28 protein-coding genes are annotated in these 12,752 nt (G+C 69.7%); 19 read left to right on the plus strand and 9 right to left on the minus strand.

Features of this window, described 5'->3' with window-relative positions; translation table 11 throughout:
• Positions 1–2: 2 nt before the first annotated feature.
• Genes FV227_RS04080 through FV227_RS04115 form a run of 8 tightly spaced genes read right to left on the minus strand, consistent with a single transcriptional unit; the run spans position 3 to position 2,434 of the window.
• Positions 3–341 (minus strand): hypothetical protein, encoded by a 339-nt coding sequence (locus FV227_RS04080; RefSeq protein WP_147858334.1) that lies wholly within the window; start codon positions 339–341, stop codon positions 3–5.
• Positions 338–631 (minus strand): hypothetical protein, encoded by a 294-nt coding sequence (locus FV227_RS04085; protein ID WP_147858335.1) that lies wholly within the window; start codon positions 629–631, stop codon positions 338–340. The genes FV227_RS04080 and FV227_RS04085 overlap by 4 nt, the downstream gene beginning before the upstream one ends.
• The gene (locus tag FV227_RS04090) at positions 628–963 is read right to left on the minus strand and encodes a hypothetical protein (protein WP_147858336.1); all 336 of its coding nucleotides are present in this window, start codon (positions 961–963) and stop codon (positions 628–630) included. Before FV227_RS04090 ends, FV227_RS04085 begins: the two co-directional genes overlap by 4 nt.
• Positions 960–1,253 carry a hypothetical protein gene (locus FV227_RS04095; RefSeq protein ID WP_147858337.1) on the minus strand — a complete coding sequence of 98 codons (294 nt, stop codon included), beginning with the start codon at positions 1,251–1,253 and terminating at the stop codon, positions 960–962. Before FV227_RS04095 ends, FV227_RS04090 begins: the two co-directional genes overlap by 4 nt.
• Positions 1,253–1,537, minus strand: coding sequence for a hypothetical protein (locus tag FV227_RS04100; protein ID WP_147858338.1), 285 nt, complete (start codon positions 1,535–1,537; stop codon positions 1,253–1,255). Before FV227_RS04100 ends, FV227_RS04095 begins: the two co-directional genes overlap by 1 nt.
• A complete protein-coding gene (locus FV227_RS04105; protein WP_147858339.1) occupies positions 1,537–1,830 on the minus strand; it encodes a hypothetical protein in 294 nt (97 codons plus the stop codon). The genes FV227_RS04100 and FV227_RS04105 overlap by 1 nt, the downstream gene beginning before the upstream one ends.
• Positions 1,827–2,138: a hypothetical protein gene (locus FV227_RS04110; RefSeq protein WP_147858340.1), complete on the minus strand. Its 312-nt coding sequence runs from the start codon at positions 2,136–2,138 to the stop codon at positions 1,827–1,829. The genes FV227_RS04105 and FV227_RS04110 overlap by 4 nt, the downstream gene beginning before the upstream one ends.
• Positions 2,138–2,434 (minus strand): helix-turn-helix transcriptional regulator, encoded by a 297-nt coding sequence (locus tag FV227_RS04115; RefSeq protein WP_147858341.1) that lies wholly within the window; start codon positions 2,432–2,434, stop codon positions 2,138–2,140. The genes FV227_RS04110 and FV227_RS04115 overlap by 1 nt, the downstream gene beginning before the upstream one ends.
• Before the next feature lie 381 nt (positions 2,435–2,815).
• Between FV227_RS04115 and FV227_RS04120 the strand changes: the two genes are divergently transcribed.
• Positions 2,816–3,007, plus strand: coding sequence for a hypothetical protein (locus FV227_RS04120; RefSeq protein ID WP_246686342.1), 192 nt, complete (start codon positions 2,816–2,818; stop codon positions 3,005–3,007).
• Between the two features lie 3 nt (positions 3,008–3,010).
• Here FV227_RS04120 and FV227_RS04125 read toward each other — a convergent pair whose 3' ends face one another.
• Entirely contained in the window at positions 3,011–3,694 is a 684-nt protein-coding gene (locus FV227_RS04125; RefSeq protein WP_187274671.1) for an XRE family transcriptional regulator, read from the minus strand.
• 88 nt (positions 3,695–3,782) lie between these two features.
• Here FV227_RS04125 and FV227_RS28825 point away from each other — a divergent pair, with 88 nt between their 5' ends.
• The 18 genes from FV227_RS28825 to FV227_RS04205 all read left to right on the plus strand — a co-directional run bounded on the left by FV227_RS28825 (position 3,783) and on the right by FV227_RS04205 (position 12,730).
• Positions 3,783–4,022 (plus strand): hypothetical protein, encoded by a 240-nt coding sequence (locus FV227_RS28825; protein ID WP_187274672.1) that lies wholly within the window; start codon positions 3,783–3,785, stop codon positions 4,020–4,022.
• Entirely contained in the window at positions 4,019–4,360 is a 342-nt protein-coding gene (locus FV227_RS04130; protein ID WP_187274673.1) for a hypothetical protein, read from the plus strand. The genes FV227_RS28825 and FV227_RS04130 overlap by 4 nt, the downstream gene beginning before the upstream one ends.
• Positions 4,357–4,581 carry a hypothetical protein gene (locus tag FV227_RS04135; RefSeq protein ID WP_147858344.1) on the plus strand — a complete coding sequence of 75 codons (225 nt, stop codon included), beginning with the start codon at positions 4,357–4,359 and terminating at the stop codon, positions 4,579–4,581. The genes FV227_RS04130 and FV227_RS04135 overlap by 4 nt, the downstream gene beginning before the upstream one ends.
• Before the next feature lie 200 nt (positions 4,582–4,781).
• Positions 4,782–5,147 carry a hypothetical protein gene (locus FV227_RS04140; RefSeq protein WP_147858345.1) on the plus strand — a complete coding sequence of 122 codons (366 nt, stop codon included), beginning with the start codon at positions 4,782–4,784 and terminating at the stop codon, positions 5,145–5,147.
• Between the two features lies 1 nt (position 5,148).
• A complete protein-coding gene (locus tag FV227_RS28830) occupies positions 5,149–5,298 on the plus strand; it encodes a hypothetical protein (RefSeq protein ID WP_187274674.1) in 150 nt (49 codons plus the stop codon).
• 310 nt (positions 5,299–5,608) lie between these two features.
• Positions 5,609–6,097: a hypothetical protein gene (locus tag FV227_RS04145; protein ID WP_246686341.1), complete on the plus strand. Its 489-nt coding sequence runs from the start codon at positions 5,609–5,611 to the stop codon at positions 6,095–6,097.
• 2 nt (positions 6,098–6,099) lie between these two features.
• Entirely contained in the window at positions 6,100–6,408 is a 309-nt protein-coding gene (locus tag FV227_RS04150; protein ID WP_147858346.1) for a DUF2829 domain-containing protein, read from the plus strand.
• A gap of 57 nt (positions 6,409–6,465) precedes the next feature.
• Positions 6,466–7,071, plus strand: a complete 606-nt coding sequence (locus tag FV227_RS04155; RefSeq protein WP_210246695.1) for a Gp49 family protein — start codon at positions 6,466–6,468, stop codon at positions 7,069–7,071.
• A gap of 3 nt (positions 7,072–7,074) precedes the next feature.
• Positions 7,075–7,422, plus strand: a complete 348-nt coding sequence (locus tag FV227_RS04160; RefSeq protein WP_147858347.1) for a hypothetical protein — start codon at positions 7,075–7,077, stop codon at positions 7,420–7,422.
• Between the two features lie 30 nt (positions 7,423–7,452).
• Positions 7,453–7,656, plus strand: coding sequence for a hypothetical protein (locus FV227_RS04165; protein ID WP_147858348.1), 204 nt, complete (start codon positions 7,453–7,455; stop codon positions 7,654–7,656).
• Between the two features lie 95 nt (positions 7,657–7,751).
• Positions 7,752–8,102 carry a hypothetical protein gene (locus FV227_RS04170; RefSeq protein WP_147858349.1) on the plus strand — a complete coding sequence of 117 codons (351 nt, stop codon included), beginning with the start codon at positions 7,752–7,754 and terminating at the stop codon, positions 8,100–8,102.
• 93 nt (positions 8,103–8,195) lie between these two features.
• Entirely contained in the window at positions 8,196–8,954 is a 759-nt protein-coding gene (locus tag FV227_RS04175) for a hypothetical protein (RefSeq protein WP_147858350.1), read from the plus strand.
• 2 nt (positions 8,955–8,956) lie between these two features.
• On the plus strand, positions 8,957–9,334 hold the full coding sequence (locus FV227_RS04180) for a DUF1064 domain-containing protein (protein WP_147858351.1): 378 nt from the start codon (positions 8,957–8,959) through the stop codon (positions 9,332–9,334).
• On the plus strand, positions 9,334–9,585 hold the full coding sequence (locus FV227_RS04185) for a hypothetical protein (RefSeq protein WP_147858352.1): 252 nt from the start codon (positions 9,334–9,336) through the stop codon (positions 9,583–9,585). Before FV227_RS04180 ends, FV227_RS04185 begins: the two co-directional genes overlap by 1 nt.
• 4 nt (positions 9,586–9,589) lie before the next feature.
• A complete protein-coding gene (locus FV227_RS04190) occupies positions 9,590–9,895 on the plus strand; it encodes a hypothetical protein (RefSeq protein WP_147858353.1) in 306 nt (101 codons plus the stop codon).
• On the plus strand, positions 9,892–10,482 hold the full coding sequence (locus FV227_RS04195; RefSeq protein WP_147858354.1) for a hypothetical protein: 591 nt from the start codon (positions 9,892–9,894) through the stop codon (positions 10,480–10,482). The genes FV227_RS04190 and FV227_RS04195 overlap by 4 nt, the downstream gene beginning before the upstream one ends.
• Positions 10,479–12,113 carry a hypothetical protein gene (locus FV227_RS04200; protein ID WP_147858355.1) on the plus strand — a complete coding sequence of 545 codons (1,635 nt, stop codon included), beginning with the start codon at positions 10,479–10,481 and terminating at the stop codon, positions 12,111–12,113. The genes FV227_RS04195 and FV227_RS04200 overlap by 4 nt, the downstream gene beginning before the upstream one ends.
• Positions 12,114–12,310: 197 nt before the next feature.
• Positions 12,311–12,730: a MucR family transcriptional regulator gene (locus FV227_RS04205; protein WP_147858356.1), complete on the plus strand. Its 420-nt coding sequence runs from the start codon at positions 12,311–12,313 to the stop codon at positions 12,728–12,730.
• The last annotated feature ends 22 nt before the right edge of the window (positions 12,731–12,752 follow it).

The raw sequence follows: 12,752 nt of genomic DNA on the forward strand, positions 1-12,752 counted from the left end.
GGCTACTCCGCGGCGTCGGGAAGGCGGCCGCGGTTCATCCGCTCGGCCTGCTGGCGGCTCTCGGCGCGGACGGCCGCGACGTGATGGGGGTCGAGTGGCGCGGCGACGTCGGGCGCCGGGACGCCACAGCCGGCGTTGATGGCGGTCGCGATGGTCTCGGCGAGCGCGTGGTCGGACGCGGCCGATCCGGTCGGGATCAGCACGGCGAACACCTTGCCGTCGGCGTCGACGAGGGCGCGCAGGGCGCCCTCCCCGGTGCGCACCGGTAGGCGCACGCCCTGGGCGGTGAGGCTCTTGCGCCTGTGGGCCAGGGTGAGATTGGCGCGGGTGTAGGGGCTCATGGGCGCACCTCGGCGGCGTGGGAGATCAGGACGGTGCCGCCCGCGATGCCGACCGGCTCGAACAGGCCGGCGGCGCGGAGGGCGGCGAAGTGGCGGGGCGAGGCACCGGCGAGGTCGGCGTCGGCGAGGGTGACGCCGCGCCAGAGCGAGCCGTCGGCGCGGTGCTCGGGCTCGCCCCGGGCGTTGGCGCGGAGAGCGGCGAGCAGGTGGACCTGCAGGTCGGTGAGGCCGGCGCGCATGACCGCGCGGACCGTGGCGAACTCGTCCTGGGAGAAGGGCGTGAGGATCACAGCGCCCTCCCGTCCGTCCGCGGCGCGACCCGCCGGCGGCGCGTCTCGGCGAGGTCGGCCACGCCCGCCGGCAGGGCCGAAACCCGCATCTCCTGGGCGTGGATCTCGGCGACCGTCATCAGGCCGCGGATGGTGTCGAAGGCCTCCTCGTTGCGGCTGGCGCCAAGGAGGGTGAGCACGTCGTAGAGGGCGTCGCGCATACCAGCGTGCGCCAGGCGGAGCGTGCGGTTCTCGGCGCGCATGATGCAGAACGTCGCCTCGACGCGCTCGGCGAAGCACCGCAGCTCCTCGTGCTCCTCGGCGGTGATCGTGATGGGAGGCGCGGCGCTCACGACCGGCGCTCCCGGATCGCGCGGTTCTCAACGCTGATCCGCTCGGCCAGCTCGGCGTGCCGCTCGTAGGCGCTGGCCAGGTAGTAGGCCGCCTCGTCGGTGAGCATGGCCCAACCGAAGTCGCGAAAGAGGTCGCTCATCAGGTCGAGGTCGAGCGTCCGGTTTGCACCGTGGTGCTCGCCGATCGTCGCGATGTCCTTGTCGCGCTCGGTCGCCGCCACGAGGCGGCACGCGAGGCCGGTGGTCTCGGCAATGCTCGGCAGCGGCGGAATGGGCGTGTGCTGGTTCATCAGTAGTCCCCGTCGTAGTATTCGTCGCGGGCGGTGAAGTCGTAGTCTTCGAGGATCTTGGTCTCGATCGCTTCGTACTGATCGGGCGTCAGTAGCGAGAGGACGTCGGCGCCGGTGCTGTCCCGCGCCTCGTCGATCGTGATCTCGGGAGCTTCGCCCGGATCGCAGTTTTCGGGCGGCCCGTAGGTCTGCGGGGCCGAGCCGTGATGGTCGATCGTGAACTCGACCTCGAGGCAGGCGTCGCCTGATGCGTCGCGCGGGTCGGTCGCGGTGAAGGACGGCATCAGTCGAGCCCCCGCACGTGGCCGCACCAGCCCTTACCGTTCGGGCGTTGCTCGTAGTTCGGATCGCGACTGCTGTAGCTTTCGCCCGGGATCAGGAACCGATCCTTGGCGATGTCGAAAGTCTGCTCGGCCGCGATCCAGGCCATGCAGTCGGAAGCGATGCAGCCGGTGCATTCCGCCGAGGGAGGCGTCCCCGGGATGCGATTGAAGGACGTCGCCCCTACGAAGCCAGCGCTATGCGCGACCCGACTGAACGGGCACCATTTCTTGCGAGCCTGATCTTCGGTGATCATGCGAGGAAGCCCTTCAGGTTGGGGCTGCGGTCACGGGCGGGGATGAGGTCGGTGCCGGCGAGCGCGTCGCGGCGGGCCTGTGCCCAGCGGCCGGCGTGCTCGGCCATTGCAGCCTCGGCGGCGGCGAACGCCGGGCTCGGCCCGTGCTCGGCCATCGCGACGGCCCGGTCGGCTTCGGCGAGGCGGTAGGCGGCCTCCCGGGCGCGGCAGTCTGCGCGGAAGCGCTCGGTCGAGAGGCGGAGGTCGTCGGGCAGCGCCGGCGCGCTGATCGTGGCGTCGGCCGGGGTGCGGAGCTTGGGGGCGGCCATCAGGCGGCCTCCACGATGGCGAGGCCGGGCGGGTAGGTCCGGCAGCCCTCGACGCTTGGCAGGCACGGCGCCGGGCAGTCGAAGAAGGTGGCGACCGGGCGGCCGACGGTGTCGGCGATCACCTGCAGCGTGCTCGCGCTGACGCGGTTCTTGCCGTTCTCGTACTTCTGCAGCTGTGCGGCCGAGACACCGGCGGCGGTGGCGACCTCGCGCTGGGTCAGCTGCGCCGCCTGTCGAGCGTACTGGATGCGTTCGCCGATGCGACGGTCGGCGTCGGTTGCGGGAAGGCCGGCCATGTCAGCGGCCCTCCCCAAAGGTTGGGGCGCCGCCGAGCAGGTGGTAGCCGACGAGCCAGCCGATGCAGCCCGCACCGGGGAACGCGAGAACGGTCAGGATTTCGGAGAGGGGCATCGTCTTGCTCCATCGGGCTCGGTGAGCGGCGATGGAGAAAGGTTATAACCGAGGTTGTTGGTTGTCAACTACCCGAGTAGCACGCGTGGTTGTCAGCGGTTATCCACAGGTGGGAGGCAACCACCGCAGTTGACTAGGAGTAGCACAAAACAGGAACATCACATCCATGGTGTTCAGGGTTAGAGGCGGCCATGGGATCTCGGGAACCTGCGCGGAAGTCGTTCTACATCGTCCAGAGCTTCACCAGCGGACGGGATGGGGTTCGCATGGACGCGCCCGTGGAGGCTCGGACCGAGGCTGCGGCACGGCGCATTGCGGAACGGCTGTCAGCTCGAAAATCGTCCGTCATCGCTTTTGAGCGGACTGGCGATATCTCAAGCGGCGACTTCGACGAACCGCGGGTGCTGGTGAGCTACGGGAACATGGACGGCGAGGGGCCGGACAGCCTACCTTTCTGACCGCTATCGAAAATTCTTCGACACGACACGGTGGCGGAGGCCCCATTCGGCGCGATCTAGAGTGAAGTCACGCATGGGGTTGTACTGCCTCACGCGCCATTCCTCATCAGTCGATCCAAGGAAGCGCTTCACCATCGCGCGCGGCTCATCCGCTTTGGTGTTGTAGAAGACGCACGATGTGTTCACGAGCACTGGAAGCCGTGGGTTCACAAACAGCGTGTCGCCCGGCTCGAACTCAGGCACCATTGAATCGCCGACGTGGTAGATGGCGTAACCGTCTTTCACACCTTGGAGAAGGGGCGGGCGCTTTGCACTGCCGATCGGATCGCGCTCGATGATCAGCGCGCCTTCGCCACCCTCAGCTGACGCATAGAGGGGCACATCCCCGATTAAGCCGGCGGCCGCGGCCCAATATGCCGGGTCCTTCGCGTATTCCGGCACACTGATGCGTGACGGTTGCGCGATCGACGGCCTGGTGACCCGACCGCGCCCGAACGCTTCCTCGGGCATGGTTGCCGCGTCGATGCCGAGCGCCTCGCACAGCTTGTCGAGCAGATCGGTCGTCTGGGTGTCTTTCGTCTCGATCTTGGCGATGGCAGCCTGAGAGACGCCGACGAGGTTCGCCAACGCCTTTTGGCTCAGGCCCTTAGCCTGCCGAGCCTCTCGAATTTCGTCCTGCCATGCCATCGCCAACAATCCTACAACCTTGGTTGTGGAACTGCTCGGGAATTCTGGTTGTTGACAACCAACAACCGAAGCACTCATATTTCCGGCCATGTCGGACGTACGCCCCCTCATCGAAGCCGCAATCCGAGACAAGGGCTCGGAAGCGAAGCTGGCCGTGGCCTGCAAGGTCTCACAGGCCGCCATCAACAAGGCGAAGAAGGTGGGCCGCTGCTCACCCCGCCTCGCGGTCAAGATCGAAGGCGCGTGCGGCATTAGCCGACGGCTTCTCTGCCCCGAGTTCTTCGGGACGAGCTCCTTCCCCGCTGGGCTCACCGAGCTCAGCGCATGACCCGCCCCCGCACGCTCACCGCGCGCGGCGTGGCGCTCGGCATCCTCCTCGTGCTCGCCGGCTGCACCGATCCCGACGGGTCGCGCGATGTGCTCGAGGCCGCCGGCTACTCCGAAGTCCGCATCGTCGAGCGCCCGCACTGGTGGACCTCGAACTGCGGCGAGCGCGACACCTATGCGACGCCGTTCACCGCCGAGGGTCCGACGGGCATCCCCGTCGAGGGCGTCGTCTGCTCGCAAGGCCCCTACGGGAAGGGCGCCACGATCCGGATCACGCGGGTGAACCGGCCGGCTCGCGCGACCGGGCTCCCGCTGATGCCGGGGAGCACGGTGCGATGAGCGCGTTCGCCCTACTCGTCTCTGTTCCCGCCGAACCACCAGTCCGGGCTCCGGTCGACGCGGTCTGCCGTCTTCGGGTGCGCGCCCGGTGGCGTGACGACGGTTCGATCCTGACCGTCCTCTTCGACTCTCACGGCTACCGGCACTTCGAGACGCTGTTCCTGACAACGGCGAGCGGGGAGCTCGCGCTGCATTTCCTGCCCGTCTGTGGTCGCGCCTGATAAGCGCGCCCCTCCCCCATTCCGAGATCCGCACCACCAACGGCCTGGTCGGCCGGGTGCGGCGGGACGCCTGCGCTGCCGAACCCATCGTCACAGCAGGCGTCCCAACCCTTTCACCGCGTATCCCGGCCTCCGACCAGCGTCAGGAGGGTCAGCCGGCCCATCCGGTGGCGGCCCCCTCCGACCTGGGGCTCACCACGATGCAGTCGGCCGATGGGGCGCAGAGCGCTCACCTCACCCAATGCGCCTATGCCGTCGAGACGGTCATGCCGGTGCTGCGCGAGCGCGATGCCGCCCATCAGGCTCGATGCCTGGAGATGGGGCCGCGCGCCGTCCACGCGCTCCAACGGGCGAAAACCTTCCATGTCGCGGTTTCCAATCTCGCGGCGGTGGGCGAGCTTGCCGAACGTCTGGCGCTCTACCCTGATCTGCTGACCGTGCTCCAACATTTGGAGCGTGGCGACTCGGTTCGCATCGTGGTCACCGCGAATTCGGGCGGGACCGTTACTGAATTCGTGGGCGGGGGCGACGTCGTTGCCTTCGCTCCCATCGAGCGGGTGGCCTGACATGTTCGGCGCCCTTGCTCTTCTGCTCGCCGCCGCGTCGGTCTCGTGCTTCACGCTCGCCGCCGTGCGGGGCACCGCGCATCTCGTCGGCGTCGGCGTGATCGACGCGCTCGCAGCGGCCTGCTGTTTCATTGCGAGGTCGCTGTCGTGACCGTGGCCGTCCCCTATCGCGCCGGGCTCACCGGCCGATCGCGCGCCCGTTCGTTCCGACCTGTCGTCGGGCGCGCGTCCTCTTTGGACCTTCCCGCCGTGCATCCGGATCAGGCGCGCCAACGCCTGCCGGCCCCGTCGGGTCGTGTTCTCGTCTCGCGTGATCGCCTCAGCTTCCCGGCCGTCGATCGTGCTCGTGTCACCGCCGCGTTTGTCTTTCCTCTGCTGCACGTCGCGGCTCCCGTTGCTTCGATCCTCTTGAAGCACGCGGGGCTGATCGAATGTGGTCAAAGAACAAGGGGCGTCGGCCGATGATGACCGCCGAAGCCGAAGCCGGCCTGATCCGGCCGCAGGTCGTCGCGCTCGTCGCGAAGCTACGCGCCGACGGCCTATCCACCATGGGTGCCTACGAGGCGCTCGGCGGCATGGTCGGCAAGTCCGACACCTGGGTCCGTAAGGTCGTCGGCCGCTCGCCCGACGTCGCGATCCGCCTGCGCGACGCGCTCAGCGTCACAGCCGCCTACCGGCGGCTCTGCACCAGCATCGAGGCCGCCGCGGACGACGCCGCCGCCAACAACGCCCTGCTCCGGGAGGAACTCCATGCGGCTGTTTCGAGCCATCGCCCGGCTGCTCGTGGAGCGTCGGGACGGGCGCCGGCTGCGGGCGCAACTGCGCGCCGTCCAGGACGGTCGGCCGCATCCACACTGGTCCGCTCGTCTGCTGCGCCGGGTGTGCCGGCAGCGGCGGATCCGAGCCTGAACGACCTGCCGCTGTGGCGGGCGCTGAACGAGGGAGAGTGACGATGGTGGATGGTGGCGAGCAGCTGCGCGGGTTCGCGGCGAACGAGGCGCTCAAGCAGGGCGTGGCGCCGTTCGGCGACGCGATCCAGGCCCTGAAGGCTGGCCTGCGCGTCGCCCGCGCCGGGTGGAACGGCAAGGGCATGTGGCTCTCGCTGGTCACGACCTGGAGCGGAAACGTCGGCCCGGCTCCCGAGCAGTATGCCCTGCTGCCCTTCATCTGCATGCGCACCGTGCAGGCTGACTTCGTCCCTTGGCTCGCCTCGCAGACGGACATGCTCGCCGACGACTGGATGGTCGTCCCCGCCGCCTGATCCCGCACCACCGGGCGGCGCGCGGCGTCGCTCGGCTCACCCTCCAGGAGCACGAGCATGGGCCACTACACGAAGAAGCCAGTCACCGTGGAAGCGATACTCTGGGCCGGCACCTCCATCGTCGGGGGCGCGCCCGCTTGGATCAGCGAAGCGCTTCAGAAGGATCCGCACGAGCCCGGCGCGATATTTCGCCTGGACGACGACGTGCACATCTTCACGACCGAGGGCGTGATGATCGCGCGACCCGGCGACTGGATCATCCGCGGCGTCGAGGGCGAGATCTACCCGTGCCGGGACTCGGTGTTCCAGGCGACCTACGCCGTCGCCTCTGCTGCTCCCGACGGTAGCGGCACGCCGGCCATCACCCGCGGCGAGGCGGACGCCATCGTCGAGGCCTCCACCGCCCCGCGTGTCACCGCGGACGCGATCAAGGCCAAGATCGCCAGCGCGGACTTCTTCCGCTCGGGCGTGCTGACGATCTGCATCATCGAGATGGTGAGCGGCTTCACCTTCGTCGGCAAGTCGGCCTGCGTCTCGCCGGAGAACTACGACCAGGCCGCCGGCGAGCGCTACGCCTACGACGACGCCTTCCGGCAGATCTGGGCCTTCGAGGCCTACCTGCTGCGCGAGCAGCTGTCGGCGGCCTCGAACCAGGCGGCCTGATCGATGGCGCCCTTCGCCCCGAACTTCGAGACCGTGAAGCGCGTCGAGGCGTACCCGATCGCCGCCGTTGGTCCGACGTGGGTCACGGTCGATCTGCCGAACGGCGGGCAACGCTCGGTGCCGGTGACGGAGGGCTTCTCGGCGCGCCAGCCCGCCGTCGGCGACATGCTCGTCCGGTACGTCGACGGCTACCTCTCGCACTGCCCGGCCGAGATTTTCTGGCGGGATGCAGTGCCGCTCGACGCGAACCTCGTCGAGCCCGCCCGCGCGCCGGTCCGCACGCCCGTCGTCGAGGAGCCGCGCGTGCCACGGCGCGACGCCGGTCTGCCGCACGGCCGCCCGCATCCCTGACCTTCCGCCGTCACCCCGAGGAGAGCCCCTATGCGCAACCCCGTGTCCGCCTTTTTCGATCTCCTGAAGAGCGCGTTCCCCGAGACTCGCGAGCGCTTCGCGGCCGCCGAGAAGGATTTGGCGGACCACATCACGGCCGAGATCGAATCCGCCGTCGCGCCGCTGCGCGATGAGATCGCCGCCCTGCGCGCGGAGATCGGCGGGACCGCTCCGACGCCGCCTGCCGCGGCCTGACGGCGGTGCGCAGCGCCTTCCTCGAATCCTTCTTCCCGTTCGGACGCCGCCGGCCGTCCGATCAGGCTCCCCTCGCCGGCATCCGGATCCAGCTCATGAGCCTGCAACAGACCATCGACACCCTCGCCTCGGACGTGAAGCTCAGCGCCACGGTGACGATGCAGACCGCCGCCCTCGCTGCGGCCACCGCCGTCTCGGTGAAGGCGATCGGCGAGACCGTCGCCAAGCTGGCCGCGGACAAGGGCATCAACACGACGGCGGCCGACGCTTCGCTCGAGGGCCTCGGCGAGCACCTGTCGGCTCTGGTGACGACGACGGGCCAGACCGGGGCGACGCTGCCCGGAACCGATGCGGCTCCGGCCGCCGGCGCAGCCACAGGCTCGACCTCCGAAGCGACTGCCGAGGCGCCGGCGACGGAGACCGAGAAGCCGCCCGCCGCAGCTTGACCTTACCCAGTACGAAAACCGCCCGGCCTGCTGGGGAGCATGGCGCCGGGCGGTCCCCCTGAACGCGGGCGATGGGCCCGCATGGAGAGCACCATGGAAAACACGGCACACACCTCACTGCAAGCCGCCGCCGTCGCGCAGCTCGCGGCCGAAACCTTGTCCGGCGACGTCCGCGACGTGCTGCTCACTCAGGTGAGGGGCATGCAGATTCCTTGGTCGCAGCTGTCCGAGAAGGATCAGCAGTGGCGGATCGAGGCCATCCAGAAGCTGGCCGAGACGGTCGTCCGGCGGGCGATGACTGTCGTCGCGCATCAGGGCTTTACGCACCTCGATGTGCGGATCGCCACCAAGGGCAAGTTCGGTGACGGCGGGATCGAGCTGACGGCGAACGCCCCGTTCACGGTCGACAACATGATGCGGCTGGCCGAGCACAAGGGCGGTTCCGCGATCCTGGTTCTGACCGAGGTCGGCGAGTTCTTCGGGCAGCGCCGCGCTGCGCGGGCCGAGCCCGACCAGCGGGCGATGCCGCTCGGCGAGGACGAGGGCGTGGACGAGACGGCGCTTGAGGCCGAGGGCGTGTCTTACGCTGCGACGCTCCGCATGATCGAAGCGGCCCCCGAGCTGATCGGGCTGACCTTCGACCTGACCGCCTACACCGAGGAGGAACGGGCGGACCTCGCGTCGAAGATCATCGAGAAGAAGGGCAAGGTCTATCTCGGGCCGGAGGATGCTGCAGACGGCGGGGCCGGGGCCCCGGCCGACAGCGCCGAGACGCAGGAGCCCGCGCCGGAGGCCGCCCCCAAGACCGCGCGTCGCACGCGCCGTCAGATCCGCGAGACGGAAGCCGCCTGACCATGAACGCCCCCGTGCTGCCCCGGAAGGCCGGCCTGGGGGCGTCCGTTCTCGCGCTCGGACGCCTCAAGACCGGCGAGATGAACAAGACCGAGGCCGCGTACGCGCGGCACCTTGAGGGGCTGAAGGCTGCCGGTGAGGTCGCCTGGTACCGGTTCGAGGGCCTCAAGTTCCGGCTCGCCGACGGGTGCTTCTACACGCCCGACTTCGCCGTGATGCGCGGCGACGGCGCGATGGAGTGCCACGAGGTCAAGGGCCACTGGAGCGACGACGCGCGGGTCAAGATCAAGGTCGCAGCCGAAATGTACCCGCTGCGGTTCCTGGCGATCCGCGTCCTAGCGAAGAAGCACGGCGGCGGCTGGGAGGTCGAGGACTTCTGATGCTCGACGCTCGCGCCATCGCCCACCATCCGCCCGCCGTCCAGCGCCTGCTGGTGTGGTCCGCGCTCGGCTGCCGCCTCGTCCGCGAGGCCGGTCGCTGGCGGTTGGAGAAGCCCGCCGACATGCCGCGCGGCCGCGGGCCGGCGCCGACCCCAATCCAGGACCGCACTGCGCGGGCCGCCATCGCCGCCGGCGCCCAGACGGGCGCGCCGGCCGACCTGTTCACCACCGACCACCGCCAGGCGGCGTAGCGCCATGAGCGAAGCCTTTCCGGACTGGATCGCCGACCAGGCGCGCGCCGAGCGCGACATGGTCGATCGCTTTCACGACCTCGACGCGGTGCTGCTGCGCGTCGATGGCTATGCGCGGGACGCCGACGAGCGTGCCGCCCTTCTTGACCGTCTGACGAACGCCTCCGGTGCAGCGCGCCGGGTGGAGGCGGCAGACCTCCGACAGCTGATCGCGATCGCTGCGCACCACTTCGCGAACCTCGACCGCGTGCACCTGATCGAGGAGCCGGCGCTGTCGCGGAAGTCCCGGTTTCGGGAGGAGCGCGCATGACGGCCCGGCGCTCTGTAGATCCCGAACGCGAGCAGGTGCGAGGCTCGCCGCTGCGCGCCGTCGACCTCGACTGGCTGCGCGGCCAGGGCCTGACCGGCTGCCTGACGGCCTGGGGCCCGGCCCATCGATTCGACGTGCTGCTGCGCGACCGCGTCGCCTTCATGCGCGGCCGCCGCTTCGAGTTCCTGCGCCATCTGCAGGGCGAGGACGTGGAGCGGGTCGTCGCCTACACGCTGCTCGCCCGCGACGCCGGCGGCGCGCCGCTCGACGTCGTCGCGTGGCACCCGCGCACCGGCCGCGTCGCGACTTGGCTCGGGCGCACCGGCCTCCTCGGGCTGGAACACCCCTGCCCGGCGACGGCGGACGATCCGCTTATCGTGTTTCCCGATCCGCTGACCTGGCTCGCTGGGTCCCGCCGCGGTGTCGTCGTGGTCGACGAGCGCCTCGCGCGGCCGGATCTGCTCGAGGCCGGGTCGATCCAGGCCGCGGACATCGCGCACGGGGCGAAGCTCAAGGCGATGCTTGAGCGCGTGCGCCTGCCGCGGATCACCGTGCCGACGTCCTCGATCCGGTCGGTAGCCGCATGAACGAGGTCGTCACGCTTCACCACGGCCAACGCGAAACGAAGAAGCTCAACCGCGAGGCGGCGGACCTCGCCCGCTCGCGCTGGGGCCGGGACCTGCCCGTCGTCCAGGTGATGGCGGCGGAGATGCCGCGTGTCGTCGACGAGGCCGAGGAGACACTGATCGAGGCGGGTGCGCCCGTCTTCACCCGGGCCGGGGCGCTCGTCCGCCCCGTGTCGGAGCTGCTGCCGTCGACCAGCGGGCAACTCGCCCGCGTCGCGCACCTGCGCCCGCTCTGCAAAGCGTCGCTCGCGGACATCCTCGGGCAGACGATGCGATTCCAGCGCTGGGACGAGCGCCGGCAGTCCTTCGTGAACATGGACGTACCGCCGGTGGTGGCCGAGACGATGCTGGCCCGGCAGGGGCAGTGGCGCCTCCCGCCGCTCGCCGGGATCATCACCACGCCGACGCTGCGCGCCGACGGCACGCTGCTGTCTGAGCCCGGGTATGATCCGGAGACGCGCCTGTTCGTCATGCTCGACGAGGGCTTCACGCTCGGCCCCCTGCCGGAGCGACCGACCCGCGCCGATGTGGAAGCGGCTTTGAAGCTGCTGCTCGACCTGCTGTCCGGCTTCCCCTTCGTCGGACCCGTAGATCGCGCGGTCGCGCTGTCCGGGATCATCACCTCGGTGCTGCGACCTGGACTGCCGACGGCGCCTGCGCACGGCATCCGGGCGCACACCGCCGGCACCGGCAAAAGCCTGATGGTCGACCTGTTCTCGGCGATCGCGCTCGGCCGGCCCTGCCCCGTGATCGCCGTCGGCAAGACGGAGGAGGAGACCGAGAAGCGCCTGGGCGCCCTGCTCCTGAACGCCGTCTCGGTGATCTCCATCGACAACGTCAACGGCGAGCTCGGCGGCGACCTGCTCTGCCAGATGACGGAGCGGCCCTTGGTTCGCGTCCGCAAGCTCGGGACGAGCGAGGCGCCGGAGATCGAGTGCCGGTCAATGGTATTCGCCACCGGCAACAACCTGGTGCTGGTCGGCGACATGACGCGGCGGACGGTGCTCTGCACGCTCGACGCCGGCGTGGAGCGACCGGAGACGCGCGAGTTCGAATTCGATCCGATCCAGCGCGTGATCGAGGACCGCGGGAAGTACGTTGCCGCGGCGCTCACCATCGCGCGCGCCTATCGCGTCGCCGGCTTCCCGAAGCGATGCGTGCCGCTCGGGAGCTATGGCGTCTGGTCCGACACGGTGCGCTCGGCCCTGATGTGGCTCGGCGAGGCCGATCCGGCGGCGAGCATGGAGACCATGCGCGACGAGGATCCGGAGCTGCTGGAGATCCGGAGCCTGCTCGCCCACTGGCGCGACAACCTCGCGGAGGCGTCCTTCTACACGGCGAGCCAGGTCATCGACACGGCCATCGAGAAGGACACCGGAGGTGGCTTCCTGAGGCCCGAGTTCCGCGACCTGCTGCTGCGCATCGCCGGCGACGGGCCTGTCGTGTCGAGCAAGCGCCTAGGGCGGCGCCTCGTGAAGATGCACGGGCGCGTGGTCGGCCAGATGCGGCTCGACCTGCGGGCGGACGAGAAACGCGGCAATCGCTTCGCGCTGTCGAAGATCCGCGTCTGGGACGGGACGGGCGAGGAATGACGCGCGTCCGCACCGGTGGGGTTTTGTGGGGTTTCTGGGGTTTTTTCCGGCCCCTATACGCGCGCACGCAGCCGAGGATGCGTAGGTGTACTAAAATAACCCCAGAAACCCCCAGAAACCCCCAATACCTTCCTGAACAGGTCCGGGCAGGACTGATCGGGAAAGGTCGTTCTCTCCTGCCCGGAGAGGACGTCACCATGTCGAGCCAAGCCCAGCCGATCGACCTCACCAGCACCACCGCCCAGATCGCGGCCGCCTACGTCTCCCGGAACCACGTCCAGGCCTCCGAGCTGCCGGGCATGCTCCGGACGATTCACGGGGCGCTGGCCGGCCTGGGGCAACCCGCGGCGGCTCCCGCGCCCGCCAAGCCGACCGAGGCGCAGATCCGCGCCTCCATCCGGCCGGACGCGCTCGTGAGCTTCGAGGACGGCAAGCCCTACAAGGCCCTGCGCCGGCACCTGACGCTGCGGGGGCTGTCGCCTGCGGATTACCGCCGGAAGCACGGCCTGCCGATCGACTATCCGATGACGTCGGCGGACTACTCCGCGCGTCGCTCGGCAATCTCGCAGGCGATCCAGGTCGGGCGCGGTGCGCCGGTCCTTCAGGCTGCCGAGTAGTTCCGCCCTGATCGAACCGCCG

The sequence above is a fragment of the Methylobacterium sp. WL119 genome (assembly GCF_008039875.1).
Classification (GTDB): domain Bacteria; phylum Pseudomonadota; class Alphaproteobacteria; order Rhizobiales; family Beijerinckiaceae; genus Methylobacterium.

Excerpts from the sequence above, each read along its gene's own strand:
- FV227_RS04080 (WP_147858334.1), bottom strand. The coding sequence starts at position 341 with ATGAGCCCCTACACCCGCGCCAATCTCACCCTGGCCCACAGGCGCAAG.
- FV227_RS04095 (WP_147858337.1), bottom strand. The coding sequence starts at position 1,253 with ATGAACCAGCACACGCCCATTCCGCCGCTGCCGAGCATTGCCGAGACC.
- FV227_RS04100 (WP_147858338.1), bottom strand. The coding sequence starts at position 1,537 with ATGCCGTCCTTCACCGCGACCGACCCGCGCGACGCATCAGGCGACGCC.
- FV227_RS04105 (WP_147858339.1), bottom strand. The coding sequence starts at position 1,830 with ATGATCACCGAAGATCAGGCTCGCAAGAAATGGTGCCCGTTCAGTCGG.
- FV227_RS04110 (WP_147858340.1), bottom strand. The coding sequence starts at position 2,138 with ATGGCCGCCCCCAAGCTCCGCACCCCGGCCGACGCCACGATCAGCGCG.
- FV227_RS04115 (WP_147858341.1), bottom strand. The coding sequence starts at position 2,434 with ATGGCCGGCCTTCCCGCAACCGACGCCGACCGTCGCATCGGCGAACGC.
- FV227_RS04120 (WP_246686342.1), top strand. The coding sequence starts at position 2,816 with ATGGACGCGCCCGTGGAGGCTCGGACCGAGGCTGCGGCACGGCGCATT.
- FV227_RS04125 (WP_187274671.1), bottom strand. The coding sequence starts at position 3,694 with ATGGCATGGCAGGACGAAATTCGAGAGGCTCGGCAGGCTAAGGGCCTG.
- FV227_RS28825 (WP_187274672.1), top strand. The coding sequence starts at position 3,783 with ATGTCGGACGTACGCCCCCTCATCGAAGCCGCAATCCGAGACAAGGGC.
- FV227_RS04130 (WP_187274673.1), top strand. The coding sequence starts at position 4,019 with ATGACCCGCCCCCGCACGCTCACCGCGCGCGGCGTGGCGCTCGGCATC.
- FV227_RS04135 (WP_147858344.1), top strand. The coding sequence starts at position 4,357 with ATGAGCGCGTTCGCCCTACTCGTCTCTGTTCCCGCCGAACCACCAGTC.
- FV227_RS04140 (WP_147858345.1), top strand. The coding sequence starts at position 4,782 with ATGCAGTCGGCCGATGGGGCGCAGAGCGCTCACCTCACCCAATGCGCC.
- FV227_RS28830 (WP_187274674.1), top strand. The coding sequence starts at position 5,149 with ATGTTCGGCGCCCTTGCTCTTCTGCTCGCCGCCGCGTCGGTCTCGTGC.
- FV227_RS04145 (WP_246686341.1), top strand. The coding sequence starts at position 5,609 with ATGATGACCGCCGAAGCCGAAGCCGGCCTGATCCGGCCGCAGGTCGTC.
- FV227_RS04150 (WP_147858346.1), top strand. The coding sequence starts at position 6,100 with ATGGTGGATGGTGGCGAGCAGCTGCGCGGGTTCGCGGCGAACGAGGCG.
- FV227_RS04155 (WP_210246695.1), top strand. The coding sequence starts at position 6,466 with ATGGGCCACTACACGAAGAAGCCAGTCACCGTGGAAGCGATACTCTGG.
- FV227_RS04160 (WP_147858347.1), top strand. The coding sequence starts at position 7,075 with ATGGCGCCCTTCGCCCCGAACTTCGAGACCGTGAAGCGCGTCGAGGCG.
- FV227_RS04165 (WP_147858348.1), top strand. The coding sequence starts at position 7,453 with ATGCGCAACCCCGTGTCCGCCTTTTTCGATCTCCTGAAGAGCGCGTTC.
- FV227_RS04170 (WP_147858349.1), top strand. The coding sequence starts at position 7,752 with ATGAGCCTGCAACAGACCATCGACACCCTCGCCTCGGACGTGAAGCTC.
- FV227_RS04175 (WP_147858350.1), top strand. The coding sequence starts at position 8,196 with ATGGAAAACACGGCACACACCTCACTGCAAGCCGCCGCCGTCGCGCAG.
- FV227_RS04180 (WP_147858351.1), top strand. The coding sequence starts at position 8,957 with ATGAACGCCCCCGTGCTGCCCCGGAAGGCCGGCCTGGGGGCGTCCGTT.
- FV227_RS04185 (WP_147858352.1), top strand. The coding sequence starts at position 9,334 with ATGCTCGACGCTCGCGCCATCGCCCACCATCCGCCCGCCGTCCAGCGC.
- FV227_RS04190 (WP_147858353.1), top strand. The coding sequence starts at position 9,590 with ATGAGCGAAGCCTTTCCGGACTGGATCGCCGACCAGGCGCGCGCCGAG.
- FV227_RS04195 (WP_147858354.1), top strand. The coding sequence starts at position 9,892 with ATGACGGCCCGGCGCTCTGTAGATCCCGAACGCGAGCAGGTGCGAGGC.
- FV227_RS04200 (WP_147858355.1), top strand. The coding sequence starts at position 10,479 with ATGAACGAGGTCGTCACGCTTCACCACGGCCAACGCGAAACGAAGAAG.
- FV227_RS04205 (WP_147858356.1), top strand. The coding sequence starts at position 12,311 with ATGTCGAGCCAAGCCCAGCCGATCGACCTCACCAGCACCACCGCCCAG.